Here is a 16,993-nt window from a genome sequence, read left to right as displayed (position 1 = left end):
AGCCGCATGGCGGCGTTGGCCGTTCAGCCCAGGTATTCGTCCTTCAGCCGCACGTAGTGGTCGGCCGAATAGTGCAGCGACTCGATCTCCCTGTCGCTCAGCGTGCGCGCCGGGCGGGCCGGGTTGCCCACCCAGAGCTCACCTTCACCGACCACCTTGCCCGGGCCGACCACCGCTCCGGCACCGACGAAGCCATGGCGTTCCACACGGGCGCCATCGAGGATGCAGGCGCCCATGCCGATCAGGCTGTAATCACCGATGGTGCAGGCGTGGATGATGCAGCCATGGCCGACGGTCACGCCTTCGCCGATCAGGGTCGGGTAACCGGCCTTGTTGTACGGGCTGTGGTGGCTGACGTGGATGATGGTGCCGTCCTGCACATTGGTGCGCGCACCGATGCGGACGTAATTGACGTCGCCGCGGATGATCGTACCCGGCCACACTGATACGTCCTCGGCCAGTTCCACGTCACCGATGAGGGTGCAGGCCGGATCGATGTACACGCGCTGGCCGAGGACGGGCATCTTGTCGCGGAAGGGGCGCAGCGGGTTCATCGGTGTCTCCGGAAATCAGGGCGTTCACCGCGATGATACCTGCGTGGTAGTGCCGGCCGCTGGCCGGCAACGTCATGGGCGTACCTGGAATTCTGCGGTTGCCGGCCAGCGGCCGGCACTACCCGAGTCAGGTGCAGCCGCTCAGATCGGCGCGTGCTCGGCCAGCATCTGCCGGAACAGCTCATCCAGCCATGCCGCATCACCGTGTCCAGCGGGCAGCTGCGGCGCCTGCGCAGTCCGGATGGCCAGTTCACGATCGATGAAATCGCTGATCGCCGCGATGCGTGGTCCGGCACTGACCTCGGCACTGGCGCGTTTAACCGCCAGCAGGCCATCGATGGCTTCACGCACCGGGCCGTGCGGCAGCAGCCGGTCCAGCAGGTCCTCGAAGGCCATCGGCGGGGGGGTCTGTTCGTGCTCAATCCACTGGCAGGCCAGCAGTGGGCGCAGCACGTACAGGTACTTCTTCGTGCGTACCGTTTCGCCACGCAGGTAACCGCGATGGTTCGAGCGCGCCATGTTGAAGTAGTGCCACCACGTGCCCAGTGGTGAATAGAACGACTCAGCTGCCTTCCAAAGCTGCGACACTGCGGTGTGATCCTGCTGGTAGATGATCGGCGAGCGCAGCCATTCAATCAGTGTCGGATTGGATTTTGAAACCAGGCGCAATGCCTTGCGCAGGTCCCAGCCGCTGACATCGAGCTCATCGTCGATCGGCAGTTCGATCACGTCCCGCTGCGCATCGCCGGGGCCGGTGCTCTCGTTGACGGTGAGATACCACGGCTGGCGATGCACGTAGATGAAGCGTGCATCGTAATCGCTGTCCGGCGAAGAGAAGCCCCAGCCACGGCTGCCGGACTCGCACGCCAGCAGAACGCGCACGTCGTGTCGCCGTTCGATGTCGGCGAGGCTGGAAAGAATGGCGGCGCGCTTGCCCGGCGCGATCGGGTGGATGTCGTCCATGCAGTCGTGATCCGTTGATGTCGAGCGTGCTCGACTGTAGCGCAGTTGCGCACGGGTAGTGCCGGCCGCTGGCCGGCAACCTCAATGGGCGCACCTGGAATTCTGCGGTTGCCGGCCAGCGGCCGGCACTACCGGCTAGGGTTCGTAGCTGTAGCCCATGCCGTACACCGAACGGATCGGTTCGCCTTCCATGCCGGCGTCGGCCAGCTTGCGGCGCAGGTTGCGCACATGGCTGTCGACGGTGCGGTCGACCACCACGCGGTGGTCCAGGTAGAGGCGGTCGAGAAGCTCATCGCGCGCCCAGATCCGGCCGGGCGTGGCCAGCAGGGTGCGCAGCAGGCGGTATTCCACCGGCGTCAGGTCCAGGCCCTTGCCGTTCCAGGTGGCGCGTGCCGCCGGTTCGTCGATGTGCAGCCCGCTGTTGGCGCGTGCAGCGGGGTCCGGGCGGTAACGGCGCAGCACTGCCACCACCCGCGCCACCACCTCGCGCGGACTGAACGGCTTGCAGATGTAGTCGTCGGCACCGATGTCCAGGCCCAGCAGGCGGTCGATCTCTTCCACCCGCGCGGTGACCATGATCACCGGTACGTCGCTGCCGGCGCGCAGTTCGCGGCACAGGTCCACGCCATCGCGTTGCGGCAGCATCAGGTCCAGCAGCACCAGGTCGGGCTGGTAGCGCGCGAATGCGTCGATCACCTGGCCGCCATCGTCCACCCATTCGCTGGTCATGCCGGCGGCGGCCAGGTAGTCGCGCAGCACCGAGGCCAGGCGTGGCTCATCCTCGACGATCAGGATCTTCGCGGACGCGGCGGGGGACAGGCTCATGCGGACTCCGGCAGGGTGACGACCACGCGCAGCCCGCCCAGCGGCGAGGGCTCGGCGTGGATATGGCCGTGGTGGGCGAGGATGATGTTGTGGCTGATGGCCAGGCCCAGCCCGCTGCCGCCGCTGGCGCGGTTGCGCGAACTCTCCACCCGGTAGAAGCGCTCGAACAGCAGCGCGCACTTGTCGGCCGGTACGCCCGGCGCGGTGTCTTCCACGATCAGCTGCACGCCGGCGGGCACGCGCGCAGCCTGCACGCGCACGCGGCCGCCGCCATGGGTATAGCGCAGTGCGTTTTCCAGCAGGTTGGCCAGCACCTGCTGCAGGCGGCGCTCGTCACCGGACACCTGCAGCGGTGTGGCGGGCAGCGCTTCTTCCAGTGCCAGCCCCGCCGTGGAGAAGCGCACGCGCATGCCATTGAGCTCGCTGCGCACCAGCGCCACCAGGTCCAGCGGGGCGAAGCGGTAGGCCAGGCCGCCGGACTGGGTCATCGACAGGTCGTGCAGGTCGTCGATCAGCTTGCCCAGCTGGCGGATCTCGCCCTGCAGGGCACCCAGGTTGGCGCGGTCCAGCGGGCGGATACCATCCTCGATCGCCTCCAGTTCGGCGCGCACCACCGCCAGCGGCGTGCGCAGTTCGTGCGAGATGTCGGCAATGAAGGCGCGGCGGTTGCGCTCGGTGTCGTCCAGCGCCTGCGCCATCCGGTTGAAGTCGTTGACCAGTGCATCCAGCTCGTCATCGCTGGTGCGCTCGATGCGGGTGGCGTAGTCGCCGGCGGCGAGCCGGTGGGTGGCGGCGGCCAGCTTGGCCAGGCGCTGGCGCAGCGCGCGCGACACCAGCCAGGCCAGCACTACGGTCACCAGCAGCAGCGAGATGCCGATCACCCACCATGCGCGCATCTGGGTGTTGTAGAAATTCAGGTCGTTGGTAGCGATGACGGTCTGGAACGGCACCATGCCCAGCCAGCCGACGGTGTGTCCGTCCACCTGCACACTGTGCGGCTCGTCGTCGCTGATCGCGTCCGGGTTGCCGGCCACGAACCGATGCTGCGCATCGAACAGGCCCAGCCGCGAGGGAACGCCGGTCTGGTCGGACAGCGGCGGCACGGGCCCCTCGTGCCCATGGCCCAGGTCCGGGCGCAGCAGCCGCGCCCAGCGGTCACTGTCACCGCGCAGATGCTCCCAGCCGCCTTGCGTGCGGTACTCGCGCTGCAGGTGTGGCATCACGCGCTGCATGCGCAGGTCGCCCTGGTCGTTGAGGTAGTCCAGGAAGCCGGTCTGGAACGCCACGCGGCTGGCAATGCCGTTCACTGCCAGCACCAGCAGGCAGGCGGTGAAGATCGCGAGGAAGGTCTTCGCGGTCAGGCCGAATTTGAATCGAATCTTCGCCATCGCCGGGCCATTAGCGGCGCATGCGGCGCCGAAAGCAAGCGCCCGCTGAGCCGGTCGCACAATCTCCATATTCTCTGCACACTTTCACGGCAGCGTGCACGGGTCAACGAAAGGCCCCCACGCCCCCCATGTCACTCCTGCGTCCGCTGTTCCGCTCCCCCCGTGCGTTGTTGTTGCCCCTGCTGCTGGGCCTGGCGGCCTGCTCGGCGGGCAGGACCGAGGCCCCGGCCACCCCCGAAGTCGGCGTCATCACCGCCCGCGCGCAACCGCTGGCACTGCAGCGGACCCTGCCCGGCCGGGCGGTGCCGTTCGAGGTGTCCGAGGTGCGGCCGCAGATCGGTGGGCTGATCCGCCAGCGGTTGTTCACCGAAGGCCAGCAGGTCAAGGCCGGGCAGCTGCTGTACCAGGTCGATCCGGCGCCGTACCAGGCCGCCTTCGATACCGCGCGTGGCCAGCTGGCGCAGGCCGAGGCCGCTGTGCTGTCGGCGCAGCCGAAGGCCGAGCGCACCCGTACGCTGCTGGGCATGGACGCGGCCAGCAAGCAGGACGCCGACGATGCCACCTCGGCACTGAAGCAGGCCCAGGCCAACGTGATTGCCGCGCGCGCGGCATTGCAGGCCGCGCGGATCAACCTGGACTACACCCGGGTGACCGCACCGATCGACGGCCGCATCGGTACCTCCAGCGTCACCGCCGGCGCGCTGGTCGCCGCCGGCCAGGACGCGGCGCTGGCGACCATTCAACGGCTGGACCCGGTCTATCTGGATGTGACCCAGTCCAGCACGCAGATGCTGGCGCTGCGCAAGCAGCTCGACGCCGGCCTGGTGAAGGCCATCGATGGCAAGGCCCAGGTGAAGGTGCTGCTGGAGGACGGCAGCACCTATGCCCATGAGGGCACGCTGGAGTTCGTCGGCAGCGCAGTCGATCCAGGCACCGGCAACGTGGTGCTGCGCGCGGTCATTCCGAACCCGGAGGGCCTGCTTCTGCCGGGCATGTACCTGAAGGCGGTGTTGCCGATGGCCACCGATGCGCGTGCCCTGCTGGTGCCGCAGAAGGCGGTGCTGCGCAATGAACGTGGCGAGCCGCTGCTGCGCCTGCTCGACGCAGAGGATCGCGTGGTCGAGCGGCGGGTCAGCACCGGCCAGGTGGTGGGCAACCAGTGGCAGATCACGCAGGGCCTGAAGGCTGGCGAGCGGGTGATCGTCAGCAACGGCAGTGCGGTAGCGCTGGGCCAGCAGGTGAAGGCGGTGGCGGCCACCACGGCGCAGCTGGCGGCGATGCCGGCGGTCGACCCGAACGGCAACACCGACGAAAAGTCGCACTGAGGCCTGCCGCGCATGGTTCGTTTCTTCATCGACCGGCCGATCTTTGCCTGGGTGATCGCCATCGCGGTCAGCCTGCTCGGCCTGCTCGCGATCCTGATCCTGCCGGTGGACCGCTACCCGCAGATCGCCCCGCCCACCATCACCATCCGCGCCACCTACACCGGCGCCTCGTCGCAGACCGTGGAAAACGCGGTCACCCAGGTCATCGAGCAGTCCCAGCAGAGCCTGGACCACCTGATGTACATGACCTCGACCAGTGCTTCCGATGGCTCGGCGCAGGTCAACCTGGTGTTCGCCACCGGCACCAACCCGGACACCGCGCAGGTGCAGGTGCAGAATCAGCTGCAGGCCGCGATGGCGACGCTGCCGCAGGCGGTGCAGCAGAACGGCCTGACCATCACCAAGTCCAGCGGTTCGATCTTCGAGGTGCTGTCGTTCACCAGCGAAGACGGCAGCATGGACAACTTCGATGTCGCCAACTTCATGGAAGCGCGCATCGACGACCAGATCAGCCGCGTCAGCGGTGTCGGCAACATCCAGCCGATCGGCCAGGAATACGCCATGCGTATCTGGCTGGACCCGGAAAAGATGCGCCAGTACGCGCTGATGCCGTCGGACATCGAGACCGCACTGCAGGCGCAGAACACCGACGTGTCGGCCGGTGAACTCGGTGGCCAGCCGGCGCTGAAGGGCCAGCAGCTGGACGCGACCGTGACCGCGCGCAGCCGCCTGCACACGCCCGAGCAGTTCGCGCAGGTGGTGCTCAAGGCCGATGCCAATGGCAGCGTGGTGCACCTGGGCGACGTGGCGACGATCGGCCTGGGCCCGGAAAGCTATGACAGCATCAGCACGTTCAACGGCAAGCCGTCGGCCTCGCTGGGCATCGAGCTCAACGCCGGTGCCAACGCCATCGCCGTCTCCAAGGCCGTCGAGGCACGACTGCAGCAGCTGCAGAAGTACTGGCCGCATGGCTACACCTACCACGTGGCGTTCACCACCACGCCGTTCGTGACCATCTCGCTGAAGGAAGTGGTGATCACCCTGATCGAGGCGATCGCGCTGGTCGTGCTGGTGATGTACCTGTTCCTGCAGAACTGGCGGGCCACGCTGATCCCGACCATCGCGGTGCCGGTGGTGCTGCTGGGCACCTTCGGCGTGCTGGCCGCCTTCGGCTATTCGATCAATACGCTGACCATGTTCGCGCTGGTGCTGGCCATCGGCCTGCTGGTGGACGACGCCATCGTGGTGGTGGAGAACGTGGAGCGGGTGATGACCTTCGAAGGGCTGGCACCGAAGCCAGCCACGTTGAAGGCGATGGGCCAGATCACCGGCGCGCTGGTCGGCATCGTGCTGGTGCTGACCGCGGTGTTCCTGCCGATGGCGTTCTTCAGCGGTGTCACCGGCGTGATCTATCGCCAGTTCTCGGTGACGATCGCCGCTGCGATGATCCTGTCGGTGCTGGTGGCGATGACCATCACCCCGGCGCTGTGCGGCAGCATCCTGCACCAGATTCCCAAGGGCGGCCATCCGCATGGCGACCACGCTGGCGAGCCGGGCCTGCTGGGCAAGTTCTTCATCTGGTTCAACCATCGCTTCGAGCGCACCTCCAACCGACTGCGCCATCGCGTCGACCGCTTCCTCGGCCGGCGCACGCTGGGCGTACTGTTCTACCTGGTGCTGAGCGTGGCCACCGGCCTGTTGTTGTGGCACCTGCCGGGCGCGTTCCTGCCCGATGAAGACCAGGGCATGCTCAACGCGCTGGTGAAGCTGCCCGCCGGGTCCACCCTGGAGCAGACCCGTGCCGTGATGGATCGCCTGAGCGCCGCCGCGGTGAAGGACGACAGCGTACTGTCAATCCAGGCCACCGCAGGTTTCAGTGTCAGCGGCAGTGGCCAGAACGTCGGCCAGGCCTTCATCCGGCTGAAGGATTGGGACGACCGCAAGGACGATGCCGATACCATCGCCGCGCGCTTGACCGCGGCCATGGCCAGCGTGCCCGATGCGCAGGTGTTCATCACCTCGCCACCGGCCATCCTCGGCCTCGGCGATGCCGGTGGCTTCACCCTGGAACTGCAGGACGAAGGCGGTGCCGGCCATGCCGCCGCCGTGGCCGCGCGCAACACGCTGCTGAAGGACGCTGCCAAGGATCCGAAGCTGGTCAACGTGCGCTACGCCAGCCTGGAAGACGCGCCGGTGTACGCGGTGAAGGTGGACGACGCCAAGGCGCAGGCGATGGGCGTCAATCCGCAGGACATCAATGACACCTTGAACGCCGCGCTGGGTGGCGACTTCGTCAACAACTTCATCTACAAGGGCCGCATCAAGAAGGTGTTCATCCAGGGCACGGCCGAAGCCCGCATGCAGCCGCAGGACATCGAGCGCTGGAGCGTGCGCAACCAGGCCGGCCAGATGGTGCCGCTGTCGTCGCTGGTCAGTGCGCACTGGACCAGTGCACCGGCCGCATTGCAGCGCTACAACGGCGTGTCGGCGATGGAGATCACCGGCCAGCCGGCGCCAGGCGTCAGTTCCGGCGAGGCGATGGCCGAGATCGCGCGCCTGGCCGACACACTGCCGGATGGCTTCAGCCACGCCTGGTCGGACATGGCCTACCAGGAACAGCTGTCGGGCAACCAGGCGCCGATGCTGTACGCCATCTCGCTGCTGTTCGTGTTCCTGTGCCTGGCCGCGCTGTATGAAAGCTGGGCGGTACCGTTCGCGGTGATGCTGGCGGTGCCGGTAGGCGTGTTCGGCGCCGTGCTGATGATGAACCTGCGTGGCCTCAACAACGACGTGTACTTCCAGGTCGGTCTGTTGACCACGATTGGCCTGGCTGCGAAGAACGGCATCCTGATCGTCGAGTTCGCGCGCATCCTCGAGCAGCAGGGCAAGCGCACCCGCGAAGCGATCCTGCAGGCGGTCTATCTGCGGCTGCGCCCGATCGTGATGACCTCGCTGGCGTTCCTGATGGGTGTGTTGCCGCTGGTGTTCGCCACCGGCGCCGGTTCGGCCGCGCGCCGTTCGCTGGGTACCGGCGTGGCCGGCGGCACGGTTGCCTCGATGGTGCTGGGCATGTTCTTCGTGCCGTTGTTCTACCTGCTGGTGCGCCGCCTGTTCCCGGGCCGTGCGCCGGCCGACGCCACTGCCCCGGAGGCACGCCCATGAAGCCGATGCTGCTGCGCGCCCTGGCGGCCGCAACGATGACCACCGTGCTGGGCGGCTGCGTGAGCATGGCCCCGCACTACCAGCGCCCCGAGGCGCCGGTGCCGGCACAGTTCGCCAATGCCGCCACCGGCGAGACCGGGCCAGCACTGGCGATGCCGGCCTGGCGCGAGGTGTTCCTGGAACCGCGCCTGCAGCAGGTCATCGCGCTGGCACTGCAGAACAACCGCGACCTGCGCGTGGCGGTGCTGCAGGTGGAGAAGGAACGCGCGCAGTACCGCATCCAGCGTGCGGCGCTGCTGCCATCGGTGGATGCCAGCGGCAGCATCACCCGCTCGCGGGTGAGTGATGCCAACAGCGAGATCGGCGTCAGCCAGGTGACCGAAGCCGATGCCGTGCAGGTGGGCTTCAGCAGCTGGGAACTGGACCTGTTCGGGCGCATCCGCAGCCTGAAGAACGAGGCTCTGCAGAACTGGCTGGCCAGTGCCGAGAACCAGCGTGCGGCGCGCACCAGCCTGGTCGCCGAAGTGGCCACGGCCTGGCTGGCGCTGGCGGCCGACGAGCAGTCGCTGGCGTTCACCCGGCAGACGCTGGACAGTCAGCAGCAGACCCTGCAGCGCACCGAGGCCCGCCATGCACAAGGCCTGGCCTCGGGCCTGGACCTGTCGCAGGTGCAGACCAGTGTGGACGCCGCGCGCGCTGCGCTGGCCAGGCTGCAGACCCAGCAGGCGCAGGATCGTGATGCGCTGCAGTTACTGGTGGGTGCTCCGCTGGACGCGGCATTGCTGCCCAGCGCACAGGCACTGGACGGCACCGTGGGGCTGGCGCCGTTGCCTTCCAACCTGCCCTCGAGCGTGCTGCTGCAGCGTCCGGACGTGCTGTCCGCCGAACACGCGTTGCAGGCGGCCAACGCCGATATCGGCGCCGCGCGCGCCGCGTTCTTCCCGACGCTGACGCTGACTGCCAACTACGGCCACAGCTCCACCGCGTTGTCGACGCTGTTCTCGGCCGGCACCCGCGGCTGGTCGTTCGCGCCCAGCATCACGGCGCCGATCTTCCACGCCGGTGCGTTGAAGGCCTCACTGGATGCCTCGAAGATTGGCAAGGACATCGGCATCGCGCAGTACGAGAAGGCGATCCAGCAGGCCTTCAGTGAAGTGGCCGATGCCCTGGCCACGCGCGATCACCTGGGCGCGCAGATGGAGGCACAACGGGCACTGGTCGCCGCCAGCCAGCGCAGCTACACGCTGGCCGAGGCGCGCTATCGCACCGGGCTGGACGGCTATCTGCAGGCGCTGGATGCGCAGCGCAGCCTGTTTGCCGCGCAGCAGGACCTGATCGCGCTGCAGCAGCAGGAAGCGGGAAACCGGGTGACGCTGTTCAAGGTGCTGGGCGGTGGCGCAGACGCACGGTAACGCGCCCTGCTCTGGTAGGTGCCGACCTTGGTCGGCACGGAAGCATGGAGTGTCGCGATCTGATGATTCGTGCCGACCAAGGTCGGCACCCACCAGAAGCGGACGGTGCTGCCTACGCCACGCGGCCCCGGCGTGCACGCTCCAGGTGCACCAGCAGCAGCGAGATTGCCGCGGGGGTCATGCCCGGGATGCGCTGCGCCTGGCCGATGGTCTGCGGGCGCACGCGCTCCAGTTTCTGCAGCGCTTCGGCCGACAGCCCGCGCACCGTGGCGTAGTCGAAGCCTTCGGCGATCGGCGTGGCTTCATGCCGCTGCTGGCGCTCGATCTCCTCGCGCTGGCGGTCCAGGTAGCCGGCGTACTTCACGCCGATCTCCACCTGCTCGGCCACCTTGGCGTCGGCCACGGCCGGGCCCAGCGACGGCACCTGCATCAGCTGCGCGTAATCCAGCTCGGGGCGCTTGATCAGGTCCAGCACGTTGGTTTCGCGGCTGACCGCCACGCCCAGCGTGTCCTGCACTTCGCGGCCCAGCGCATTGGCCGGGGTCGCCCACAGCGCGCCCAGGCGCGCGCGCTCGGCGGCGACGGCGGCCTGCTTGGTCTCGAACGCGCTCCAGCGCTGGTCATCCACCAGGCCCATCTCGCGGCCGGCCGGGGTCAGGCGCTGGTCGGCGTTGTCCTCGCGCAGCTGCAGGCGGTATTCGGCGCGGCTGGTGAACATGCGGTACGGCTCGTTGGTACCGTGGGTGATCAGGTCATCCACCAGCACGCCCAGGTAGGCCTCGTCGCGACGCGGGCACCAGCCGTCCAGCCCACGCACCTGGCGTGCGGCGTTGAGGCCGGCCAGCAGGCCCTGCGCGGCGGCTTCTTCATAGCCGGTGGTGCCGTTGATCTGGCCGGCGAAGAACAGGCCGTTGACCAGCTTGGTTTCCAGCGAAGCCTTCAACCCGCGTGGATCGAAGAAGTCGTACTCGATCGCGTAGCCGGGGCGGGTGATGTGCGCGTTGCCGAAGCCGCGGATGCTGCGCACCATCTCCAGCTGCACGTCGAACGGCAGCGAGGTGGAGATGCCGTTGGGGTAGATCTCGACGATGCCCAGGCCTTCGGGTTCGACGAAGATCTGGTGGCTGGCCTTCTCGGCGAAGCGCACCACCTTGTCCTCGATGGACGGGCAGTAGCGCGGGCCGATGCCTTCGATCTGGCCGCTGTACAGCGGCGAGCGGTGCAGCGCGTCGCGGATGATCTGGTGGGTCTGTTCGGTGGTGTGGGTGATCCAGCAGCTGACCTGCTGCGGATGCTCGTCCACCGAACCCAGGAAGGACATCACCGGGCGCGGCGAATCGCCGGGCTGCTCGTCCATCACGCTGTAGTCCAGCGAGCGGCCGTCGATGCGCGGTGGCGTGCCGGTCTTCAGGCGGTCCACCTGGAACGGGCGCTCGCGCAGGCGCGCCGCCAGCGTGGTGGCCGGCGGGTCGCCCATGCGGCCGGCGGCGTACTGGGTCGGGCCGACATGGATCTTGCCGGCCAGGAAGGTGCCGGCGGTCAGCACCACGGCCTCGGCATCGAAGCGCAGGCCGGTCTGGGTGATGACCCCGCGCACGGCGTCGCCGTCGATGACCAGGTCATCGACGGCCGCCTGGAACACGGTCAGGTTGGCCTGGCCTTCAACGATGGCGCGGATCGCCATGCGGTACAGGTTGCGGTCGGCCTGGCAGCGGGTGGCGCGCACGGCCGGGCCCTTGGAGGCATTGAGGGTGCGCCACTGGATGCCGGCACGGTCGGCGGCATGCGCCATCGCACCGCCCAGGGCGTCGATTTCCTTGACCAGGTGGCCCTTGCCGATGCCTCCGATGGCCGGGTTGCAGCTCATCGCGCCCACCGTTTCGATGTTGTGGGTCAGCAGCAGGGTGCGCACGCCGGTACGGGCCGCGGCCAGCGCGGCTTCGGTGCCGGCGTGGCCACCGCCGATGACGATGACGTCGTAACGATGGAAGGACGGGTTCATGGGGCTGTTCAGCTGGGGGCAGGCGCGGCCGGGGCGGCGCCGGGGTGGCGATTTTAGCGCCATTCGGGGCCGCGGCGTCGGTGCCGGCCGGCCGGCGTCGAAATCAGCCCTAAAGTTGGCAGGATTATTGCAGATAACCCAATAGCACCCACCGTGGCTGGCGCCGCAGGCGCCCGTGACCGGAATTGGAACAGGGGCCGGTACAGGCGCACGGTGGGGGAGCAGAGGGCCGGCAGTCGGGGGACTGTCCGGCCCTGTTTTTTTGGGATTGCCGGGAAAGGCCCGACCACGCATGGCGTGGATCTACCGACGCTGGGGCTCTCTCCGGTTGGCGACCCGGCAAAACAGACGGCCCCGCAGTGCGGGGCCGTCTGTCTTCAGAGGTGCCGACATCCGACAGGGCCGGAACAGGGGGGATCCAGATGTTCCTGTCGGATATCGACGTAGAGATTTTTGCGGCGGCCCGTCTCGCTTTTTGTCACTTTGTGACGCGGGCCGTCACCGGTTCCGTAGAGTGCAACCTGGACCGGGTGAAATGCAAGACGGTTCAGCGCTCAACTGTGCGCTGCGTCCCACGATCCATGTTGCGCCACGGGGAACCGTTCATCCTCGGCGCGCTCGGCGCCGGGGTCGGACGGGCCGGCGGCGGCGGCGCCGACGGCTGGATGTTCGACTGCGGCGGGCGACGCATCGAGTCCATGTTCCGCCACGGCGAACCGCCGTTGTACGACGGCCGCGGCGGCGGCGGCGGACGGTTCTCGCCACCGTTGCCGGGCGGGCGCGGTGGCGGACGGTGGTTGTGCGGCGGGCGGTAGATCGGGCGCGAGTAGTACGGATTGCCATAGCCGCCGTAGTAGCCGCCATAGCCGCCGTAGTAAGGGTAGCCGTAGTTGTAGGGATAGCCGGCCGGGTAGCGGTACTCCACCGACGGCGCACCGTGGTAGTAGCTGCCGCTGCGGCCACCGCCGACATAGTCGTAGGTGGTGCAGCCGGTCAGGGCCAGCAACAGGCCACCGGCAAGCATCAGGCGCGTTTTCATGGTGGGTCCCCCCAGAGGACGGGTTGTGCAGTCAGCTTCGTGCGCAGGCGTTGAATCGGCCCTTAACTTCACTGCCCAGGATGAATGGAGGTGAAGGCCCTCATGCTGGCATGACCTGTGCCGGGGTCGCCAGCGTGGGGCCATACGTTAATCTTGCGTCATGAGCGATTCACTGTTGCCCCGTGCCGACGATGTCCTGGCTGCCGCTGCGCGGATCGCGCCGCACGCCAGCGTGACCCCGGTGCTGCGCTCGCGCACGCTTGATGCGCTGGCCGGCGCGCAGCTGGCGTTCAAGGCCGAGCACCTGCAGCGCGGCGGCGCATTCAAGTTCCGCGGGGCCTGCAACGCGGTGTGGTCGCTGGATGCCGATCGCGCCCGTGCCGGCGTGGTCACCCATTCGTCCGGCAACCACGGCGCTGCCCTGGCCCTGGCCGCGCGCACCCGTGGCATTCCCTGCCACGTGGTGGTGCCCGAAGGTGCGGTGGCGGCCAAGCTGGCCAACATCGCCCGCCACGGTGCCACGCTCTGGCGCTGCCCGCCGACCATCGCCGACCGCGAGGCCGCCTGCGCCAAAGTACAGGCCGATACCGGCGCGACCCTGGTCCATCCCTATGCGGACCCGGCGGTGATGGCCGGGCAGGGCACCGCGGCCCTGGAGCTGCTGCACAGCGACGGTCCGTTCGACGTGCTGGTAGTCCCAGTCGGAGGGGGCGGCCTGGCCAGCGGTACCGCCCGGGCCCTGCAGTTCGCCAGTCCCCAGACCCGGCTGGTGCTGGCCGAACCGGCCGGTGCCGACGACACCGCGCGCTCGCTGGCCGCAGGCGAGCGCCAGGGCGCGTTCACCCCTGACACCATCTGCGACGGCCTGCGTACCCTGATCGGCGCCCCCAACTTCGCGCTGCTGCGCGCGGCCGGCGTCGAGGTGATCGTGGTCGACGACGCCGCCACCATGGCCGCGATGCGCCTGCTGTGGGAGGTGCTCAAGCAGGTGGTCGAGCCGTCCTCGGCCACCGTGCTGGCCGCGGTGCTGGCACAGCCGCAGCGGTTCGCCGGCCTGCGGGTGGGCCTGGTGCTGTCCGGTGGCAATGTCGACCTGCCCGCGCTGCGTTGGGGGGCGCCTTGAGCCGCGACGGGCACCGGCCCCGCACCGGCCTGCTGGGCTGGCTGTGGCGGCTGTTCGTGCTGCTGGTGGTCTGGCTGCTGGGCGTGACCGCCTGGATCGTCTGGGTGGGGGAGCGCGACCAGGCAGCCAAGGCCGACGCCATCATCGTGCTCGGTGCGGCGGCCTATGACGCCAAGCCGTCGCCGGTCTTTGAAGAACGCATCCGTCATGGCCTGGATCTCTATGAAGCCCGGTACGCGCCACTGCTGATCTTCACCGGCGGCTACGGTGGCACCGGCGCGCGCTTTTCCGAATCGCAGGTGGCGCGGCGCTATGCGCTCAAGCATGGCGTGCCGGACGATGCGATCCTGATCGAGACCGCCTCGCGCAACACCGTGCAGAACCTGGTCGAGGCCAAGCGGCTGATGGACCAGCGCGACCTGCACCGGGTGATCATCGTCAGCGACCCGTTGCACATGGCGCGCGCGCTGCGCCTGAGCAAGGCGCTGGGCATCGATGCGCTGGCCTCGTCCACGCCCAGCACGCGCTTCCGCAGCTTCCACACCAGCTGGCGCTTCCTGGTGCAGGAAATCTATTTCTTCCACCGCGACCTGGTGCGGCCGCCGCTGAGTTCGCCGGCCAATACCTGAGGGCGGAAACCTGATCTGGGCAGACGCCCATCGTGGAAACGTGAGGTTGCCGGCCAGCGGCCGGCACGACCAGACGATCAGGTCTGCTTGCGCCGGATCGGAATCGCCGACACCGGCACCGAGGCCACGTCATGCCCGCCTTCGCGGATCGGTGCGCCCGGGTCCGGTGCCCAGGCGTGGGCGTAGATCACTTCCCAGCTGCTGGGCAGCTTGCCGTCGGCGCGTCGCATCGGTTCATACGCCGCTGCCGCCGCGGCGAAGCGGCCACGCCCGGTCAGCGTGTGGCGGCGGTCCACCCGCGCATTGGTCGCGCCCATCGCGCGCAGCTCCCGCATCAACGAGGGCAGGTCGTCGTAGGTCAGGGTGAACAGGTCGCGGTCCAGCACCGGGTCGCGGAAACCGGCCATCATCAGCGCATCGCCGAACTGGGCGATCTGCGCGAAGCGGCTCACGTGCGGGCGATCATCGGCGGCTGCGAAGGCCTCATTGAGTTCGACCAGCGTGTCCGGGCCGAAGGTGGAGCACAGCAGCAGGCCGCCGGGCTTGAGCACGCGGCGGAAGCCGGCAAACACCGCCGGCAGGTCGTCCACCCACTGCAGGCACAGGTTGCTGAAGATCACGTCCACGCTGTTGTCGGCCAGCGGCAGCGCGGCGGCGTCGCCGCACAGGCGCTGGAACGGCTTCCACCAGCCGGCCTGGCGCTTGGCCTGATCCAGCATCGGCAGCGCCACGTCCAGCGCGATCACCTGCGCCTTCGGCCAGCGCTTCTTCATCAGCGCACTGGCGTGGCCGGTACCCGCGCCGATGTCCAGCACTACCTCGGGCTTGCGTGCCTCCAGGTAGTCCAGCGATTCCACCAGCCGCGCCTGCACCTCGCGCTGCAGGGCGGCGGCGGCGTCGTAGCTGTTGGCGGCGCGGGCGAACGCGCGGCGGACATGGCGGGCATCGAAGTGGGACGGCATTGCGAAAGTCTCTTAGAACGTACCGGGGTAGGCGCCGCCGTCGATCAGCAGGTTCTGCCCGGTGAGGTAACCGGCCTGTGCGCTGCACAGGAAGGCGCAGGCCGCGCCGAATTCATCCGCCGTGCCGAAGCGGCCGGCCGGGATCTGCTGGCGGCGGCGTTCGGCCACTTCGGCAGCATTGCCGTCCTTGCCCGCACTGTGGGCGAAGTTGGCGCGCAGGCGGTCGGTGTCGAACTGGCCGGGCAGCAGGTTGTTGATGGTGACGTTGTGCGCCACGGTACGGCGCGACAGGCCGGCGACGAAGCCGGTCAGGCCGCTGCGCGCGCCGTTGGACAGCGCCAGGATGTCGATCGGGGCCTTCACCGCCGAGGACGTGATGTTGACGATGCGGCCGAAGCCACGCGCGATCATCGCGTCCACGGTGGCGCGGATCAGCGCGATCGGCGCCAGCATGTTGGCGTCCAGTGCGGCGATCCAGTCGTCGCGCTCGAAACTGCGGAAGTCGCCCGGCGGCGGGCCACCGGCATTGGTGACCAGGATGTCCACCTGCGGGCACGCGGCGAGCGCTGCGGAGCGACCGGCCTCGGTGGTCACGTCGGCGGCGACCACGCGGACTTCGGCGGCGCCGGGCAGGGCGCGCAGCGCTTCGGCGGCGGCCTGCAGCGCAGCCTCACCACGGGCCACGATCACTACGTTGACGCCCTCGCGCACCAGCGCACGCGCGCAGCCCAGGCCCAGCCCCTTGCTTGCGCCGCAGACCAGTGCCCAGCGGCCGTTGATACCCAGATCCATGCATCAATCCTGCGGAATGAGGAAGGCGCTCATTGTCCGCCATCGGCCGGTGACAGGCCGGCAACGAAGTGTTGCAGGGCGGCGGCCACCTCGTCGGCATGGCCGAGGAAGGGCGCATGGCCGCCGTGGGCGATGGTCAGCGCCTGCGCACCGGGGGCCAGTGCCGCGGCGGCCTGCATTGCCGCCGGAGACACCAGCCGGTCACGCTGGCCGGCGATCCACAGGCTGGGCTTGGCCAGCGTCGGCAGTGCGCCACGCAGGTCGGTGCTTTCCAGCAGGCGCAGGCCTTCCAGCAGGGCGCGTTCGGTGGGTGCACCGCGCTCGACCAGGCGCTGGCGCAGCGTGCGCAGCTCCTCGCGGGCGTGTGCCGAGCCCATTACATCCAACGCCAGGAAGCGTTCCAGGGTGCCACCGAAGTCGGTGGCCAGCTCGCGCCCGAACTGCTCGAACACCGCCGGCTCCACCGCATGCGGCCAGTCGTCGCCACGCACGAAGCGCGGCGTGGCCGCGATCATCGCCAGCCCGCGCACCTTCGGCAGTGTCGCGGCGGCGTGCAGCGCGAACAGGCCGCCCAGCGACCAGCCGCACCACACCGCAGGCGGCGTGGCCGCGGCAATGGCATTGACCACGAACGGCAGGCGCAGCGGCGTGGTGTCATCGCGGCTGTGGCCATGGCCCGGCAGATCAACCAGATGCAGGGTGAAGTGACCGGCCAGGCGTTGCACCAACGGCGCGAACACGCCGCCCTGCAGGGCCCAGCCATGGATCAGTACCAGGTCCGGCCCCTGGCCGGTGACGTCGATATGCATGGGGAAAC

General features: G+C 68.7%; 14 protein-coding genes. 5 read left to right on the top strand and 9 right to left on the bottom strand.

Translation table 11 applies throughout. The features are described 5' to 3' along the window. Nucleotides 1–23: 23 nt before the first annotated feature. The 4 genes from AC5P8F_RS15495 to baeS form a co-directional block, all read right to left on the bottom strand. Nucleotides 24–554, bottom strand: a complete 531-nt coding sequence (locus tag AC5P8F_RS15495) for a gamma carbonic anhydrase family protein (RefSeq protein WP_075075641.1) — start codon at nucleotides 552–554, stop codon at nucleotides 24–26. Between the two features lie 141 nt (nucleotides 555–695). Continuing rightward, nucleotides 696–1,517, bottom strand: a complete 822-nt coding sequence (locus AC5P8F_RS15490; protein WP_262225228.1) for a nucleotidyltransferase domain-containing protein — start codon at nucleotides 1,515–1,517, stop codon at nucleotides 696–698. A 135-nt stretch (nucleotides 1,518–1,652) separates the two neighbouring features. Then, on the bottom strand, nucleotides 1,653–2,342 hold the full coding sequence (locus AC5P8F_RS15485; RefSeq protein WP_014648775.1) for a response regulator: 690 nt from the start codon (nucleotides 2,340–2,342) through the stop codon (nucleotides 1,653–1,655). After that, a complete protein-coding gene (gene baeS, locus AC5P8F_RS15480; RefSeq protein WP_049442029.1) occupies nucleotides 2,339–3,730 on the bottom strand; it encodes a sensor histidine kinase efflux regulator BaeS in 1,392 nt (463 codons plus the stop codon). Before baeS ends, AC5P8F_RS15485 begins: the two co-directional genes overlap by 4 nt. A 128-nt stretch (nucleotides 3,731–3,858) precedes the next feature. On the opposite strand from baeS, the gene smeA reads away from it, so the two are divergent. From smeA to smeC, 3 genes are read left to right on the top strand one after another with little or no spacing between them, the layout of a single operon-like run. Next, entirely contained in the window at nucleotides 3,859–5,055 is a 1,197-nt protein-coding gene (gene smeA / locus AC5P8F_RS15475; protein WP_197575366.1) for a multidrug efflux RND transporter periplasmic adaptor subunit SmeA, read from the top strand. Nucleotides 5,056–5,067: 12 nt separating this feature from the next. Next, nucleotides 5,068–8,217, top strand: a complete 3,150-nt coding sequence (gene smeB / locus AC5P8F_RS15470) for a multidrug efflux RND transporter permease subunit SmeB (protein ID WP_262225233.1) — start codon at nucleotides 5,068–5,070, stop codon at nucleotides 8,215–8,217. After that, nucleotides 8,214–9,629, top strand: coding sequence for a multidrug efflux transporter outer membrane subunit SmeC (smeC, locus tag AC5P8F_RS15465; protein WP_262225235.1), 1,416 nt, complete (start codon nucleotides 8,214–8,216; stop codon nucleotides 9,627–9,629). Before smeB ends, smeC begins: the two co-directional genes overlap by 4 nt. 112 nt (nucleotides 9,630–9,741) lie before the next feature. Here the strand turns inward: smeC and mnmG are convergent, their stop codons facing one another. Together mnmG and AC5P8F_RS15455 are read right to left on the bottom strand one after the other, a co-directional pair. Next, nucleotides 9,742–11,631, bottom strand: coding sequence for a tRNA uridine-5-carboxymethylaminomethyl(34) synthesis enzyme MnmG (gene mnmG, locus AC5P8F_RS15460; protein ID WP_227864355.1), 1,890 nt, complete (start codon nucleotides 11,629–11,631; stop codon nucleotides 9,742–9,744). 547 nt (nucleotides 11,632–12,178) lie between these two features. Further along, entirely contained in the window at nucleotides 12,179–12,670 is a 492-nt protein-coding gene (locus tag AC5P8F_RS15455; RefSeq protein WP_032957537.1) for a hypothetical protein, read from the bottom strand. A 160-nt stretch (nucleotides 12,671–12,830) separates the two neighbouring features. Between AC5P8F_RS15455 and AC5P8F_RS15450 the strand changes: the two genes are divergently transcribed. Further along, nucleotides 12,831–13,793: a pyridoxal-phosphate dependent enzyme gene (locus AC5P8F_RS15450; RefSeq protein ID WP_014648768.1), complete on the top strand. Its 963-nt coding sequence runs from the start codon at nucleotides 12,831–12,833 to the stop codon at nucleotides 13,791–13,793. Beyond that, complete coding sequence (locus AC5P8F_RS15445) at nucleotides 13,778–14,422, top strand: YdcF family protein (protein ID WP_032957535.1); 645 nt, start codon at nucleotides 13,778–13,780, stop codon at nucleotides 14,420–14,422. The genes AC5P8F_RS15450 and AC5P8F_RS15445 overlap by 16 nt, the downstream gene beginning before the upstream one ends. A gap of 77 nt (nucleotides 14,423–14,499) precedes the next feature. Here AC5P8F_RS15445 and bioC read toward each other — a convergent pair whose 3' ends face one another. The 3 genes from bioC to bioH are packed head-to-tail and all read right to left on the bottom strand — an operon-like array spanning nucleotide 14,500 to nucleotide 16,985. Continuing rightward, the gene (bioC, locus tag AC5P8F_RS15440; protein WP_014648766.1) at nucleotides 14,500–15,384 is read right to left on the bottom strand and encodes a malonyl-ACP O-methyltransferase BioC; all 885 of its coding nucleotides are present in this window, start codon (nucleotides 15,382–15,384) and stop codon (nucleotides 14,500–14,502) included. 12 nt (nucleotides 15,385–15,396) lie between these two features. Then, nucleotides 15,397–16,176 carry an SDR family oxidoreductase gene (locus AC5P8F_RS15435; protein ID WP_014648765.1) on the bottom strand — a complete coding sequence of 260 codons (780 nt, stop codon included), beginning with the start codon at nucleotides 16,174–16,176 and terminating at the stop codon, nucleotides 15,397–15,399. Nucleotides 16,177–16,205: 29 nt separating this feature from the next. After that, entirely contained in the window at nucleotides 16,206–16,985 is a 780-nt protein-coding gene (bioH, locus tag AC5P8F_RS15430; RefSeq protein WP_049442018.1) for a pimeloyl-ACP methyl ester esterase BioH, read from the bottom strand. Nucleotides 16,986–16,993: the final 8 nt, after the last annotated feature.

The organism is Stenotrophomonas sp. YJH_SMC_69 (assembly GCF_059370495.1).
The sequence above is the reverse complement of the archived record's forward strand: the minus strand, read 5'-3'. Positions and strand labels throughout refer to the sequence as shown.

Coding starts and splice junctions, on each gene's coding strand:
- mnmG (WP_227864355.1), bottom strand. CDS start 11,631: ATGAACCCGTCCTTCCATCGTTACGACGTCATCGTCATCGGCGGTGGC.
- AC5P8F_RS15495 (WP_075075641.1), bottom strand. CDS start 554: ATGAACCCGCTGCGCCCCTTCCGCGACAAGATGCCCGTCCTCGGCCAG.
- smeC (WP_262225235.1), top strand. CDS start 8,214: ATGAAGCCGATGCTGCTGCGCGCCCTGGCGGCCGCAACGATGACCACC.
- bioH (WP_049442018.1), bottom strand. CDS start 16,985: ATGCATATCGACGTCACCGGCCAGGGGCCGGACCTGGTACTGATCCAT.
- smeA (WP_197575366.1), top strand. CDS start 3,859: ATGTCACTCCTGCGTCCGCTGTTCCGCTCCCCCCGTGCGTTGTTGTTG.
- bioC (WP_014648766.1), bottom strand. CDS start 15,384: ATGCCGTCCCACTTCGATGCCCGCCATGTCCGCCGCGCGTTCGCCCGC.
- AC5P8F_RS15485 (WP_014648775.1), bottom strand. CDS start 2,342: ATGAGCCTGTCCCCCGCCGCGTCCGCGAAGATCCTGATCGTCGAGGAT.
- AC5P8F_RS15455 (WP_032957537.1), bottom strand. CDS start 12,670: ATGAAAACGCGCCTGATGCTTGCCGGTGGCCTGTTGCTGGCCCTGACC.
- smeB (WP_262225233.1), top strand. CDS start 5,068: ATGGTTCGTTTCTTCATCGACCGGCCGATCTTTGCCTGGGTGATCGCC.
- AC5P8F_RS15450 (WP_014648768.1), top strand. CDS start 12,831: ATGAGCGATTCACTGTTGCCCCGTGCCGACGATGTCCTGGCTGCCGCT.
- baeS (WP_049442029.1), bottom strand. CDS start 3,730: ATGGCGAAGATTCGATTCAAATTCGGCCTGACCGCGAAGACCTTCCTC.
- AC5P8F_RS15435 (WP_014648765.1), bottom strand. CDS start 16,176: ATGGATCTGGGTATCAACGGCCGCTGGGCACTGGTCTGCGGCGCAAGC.
- AC5P8F_RS15490 (WP_262225228.1), bottom strand. CDS start 1,517: ATGGACGACATCCACCCGATCGCGCCGGGCAAGCGCGCCGCCATTCTT.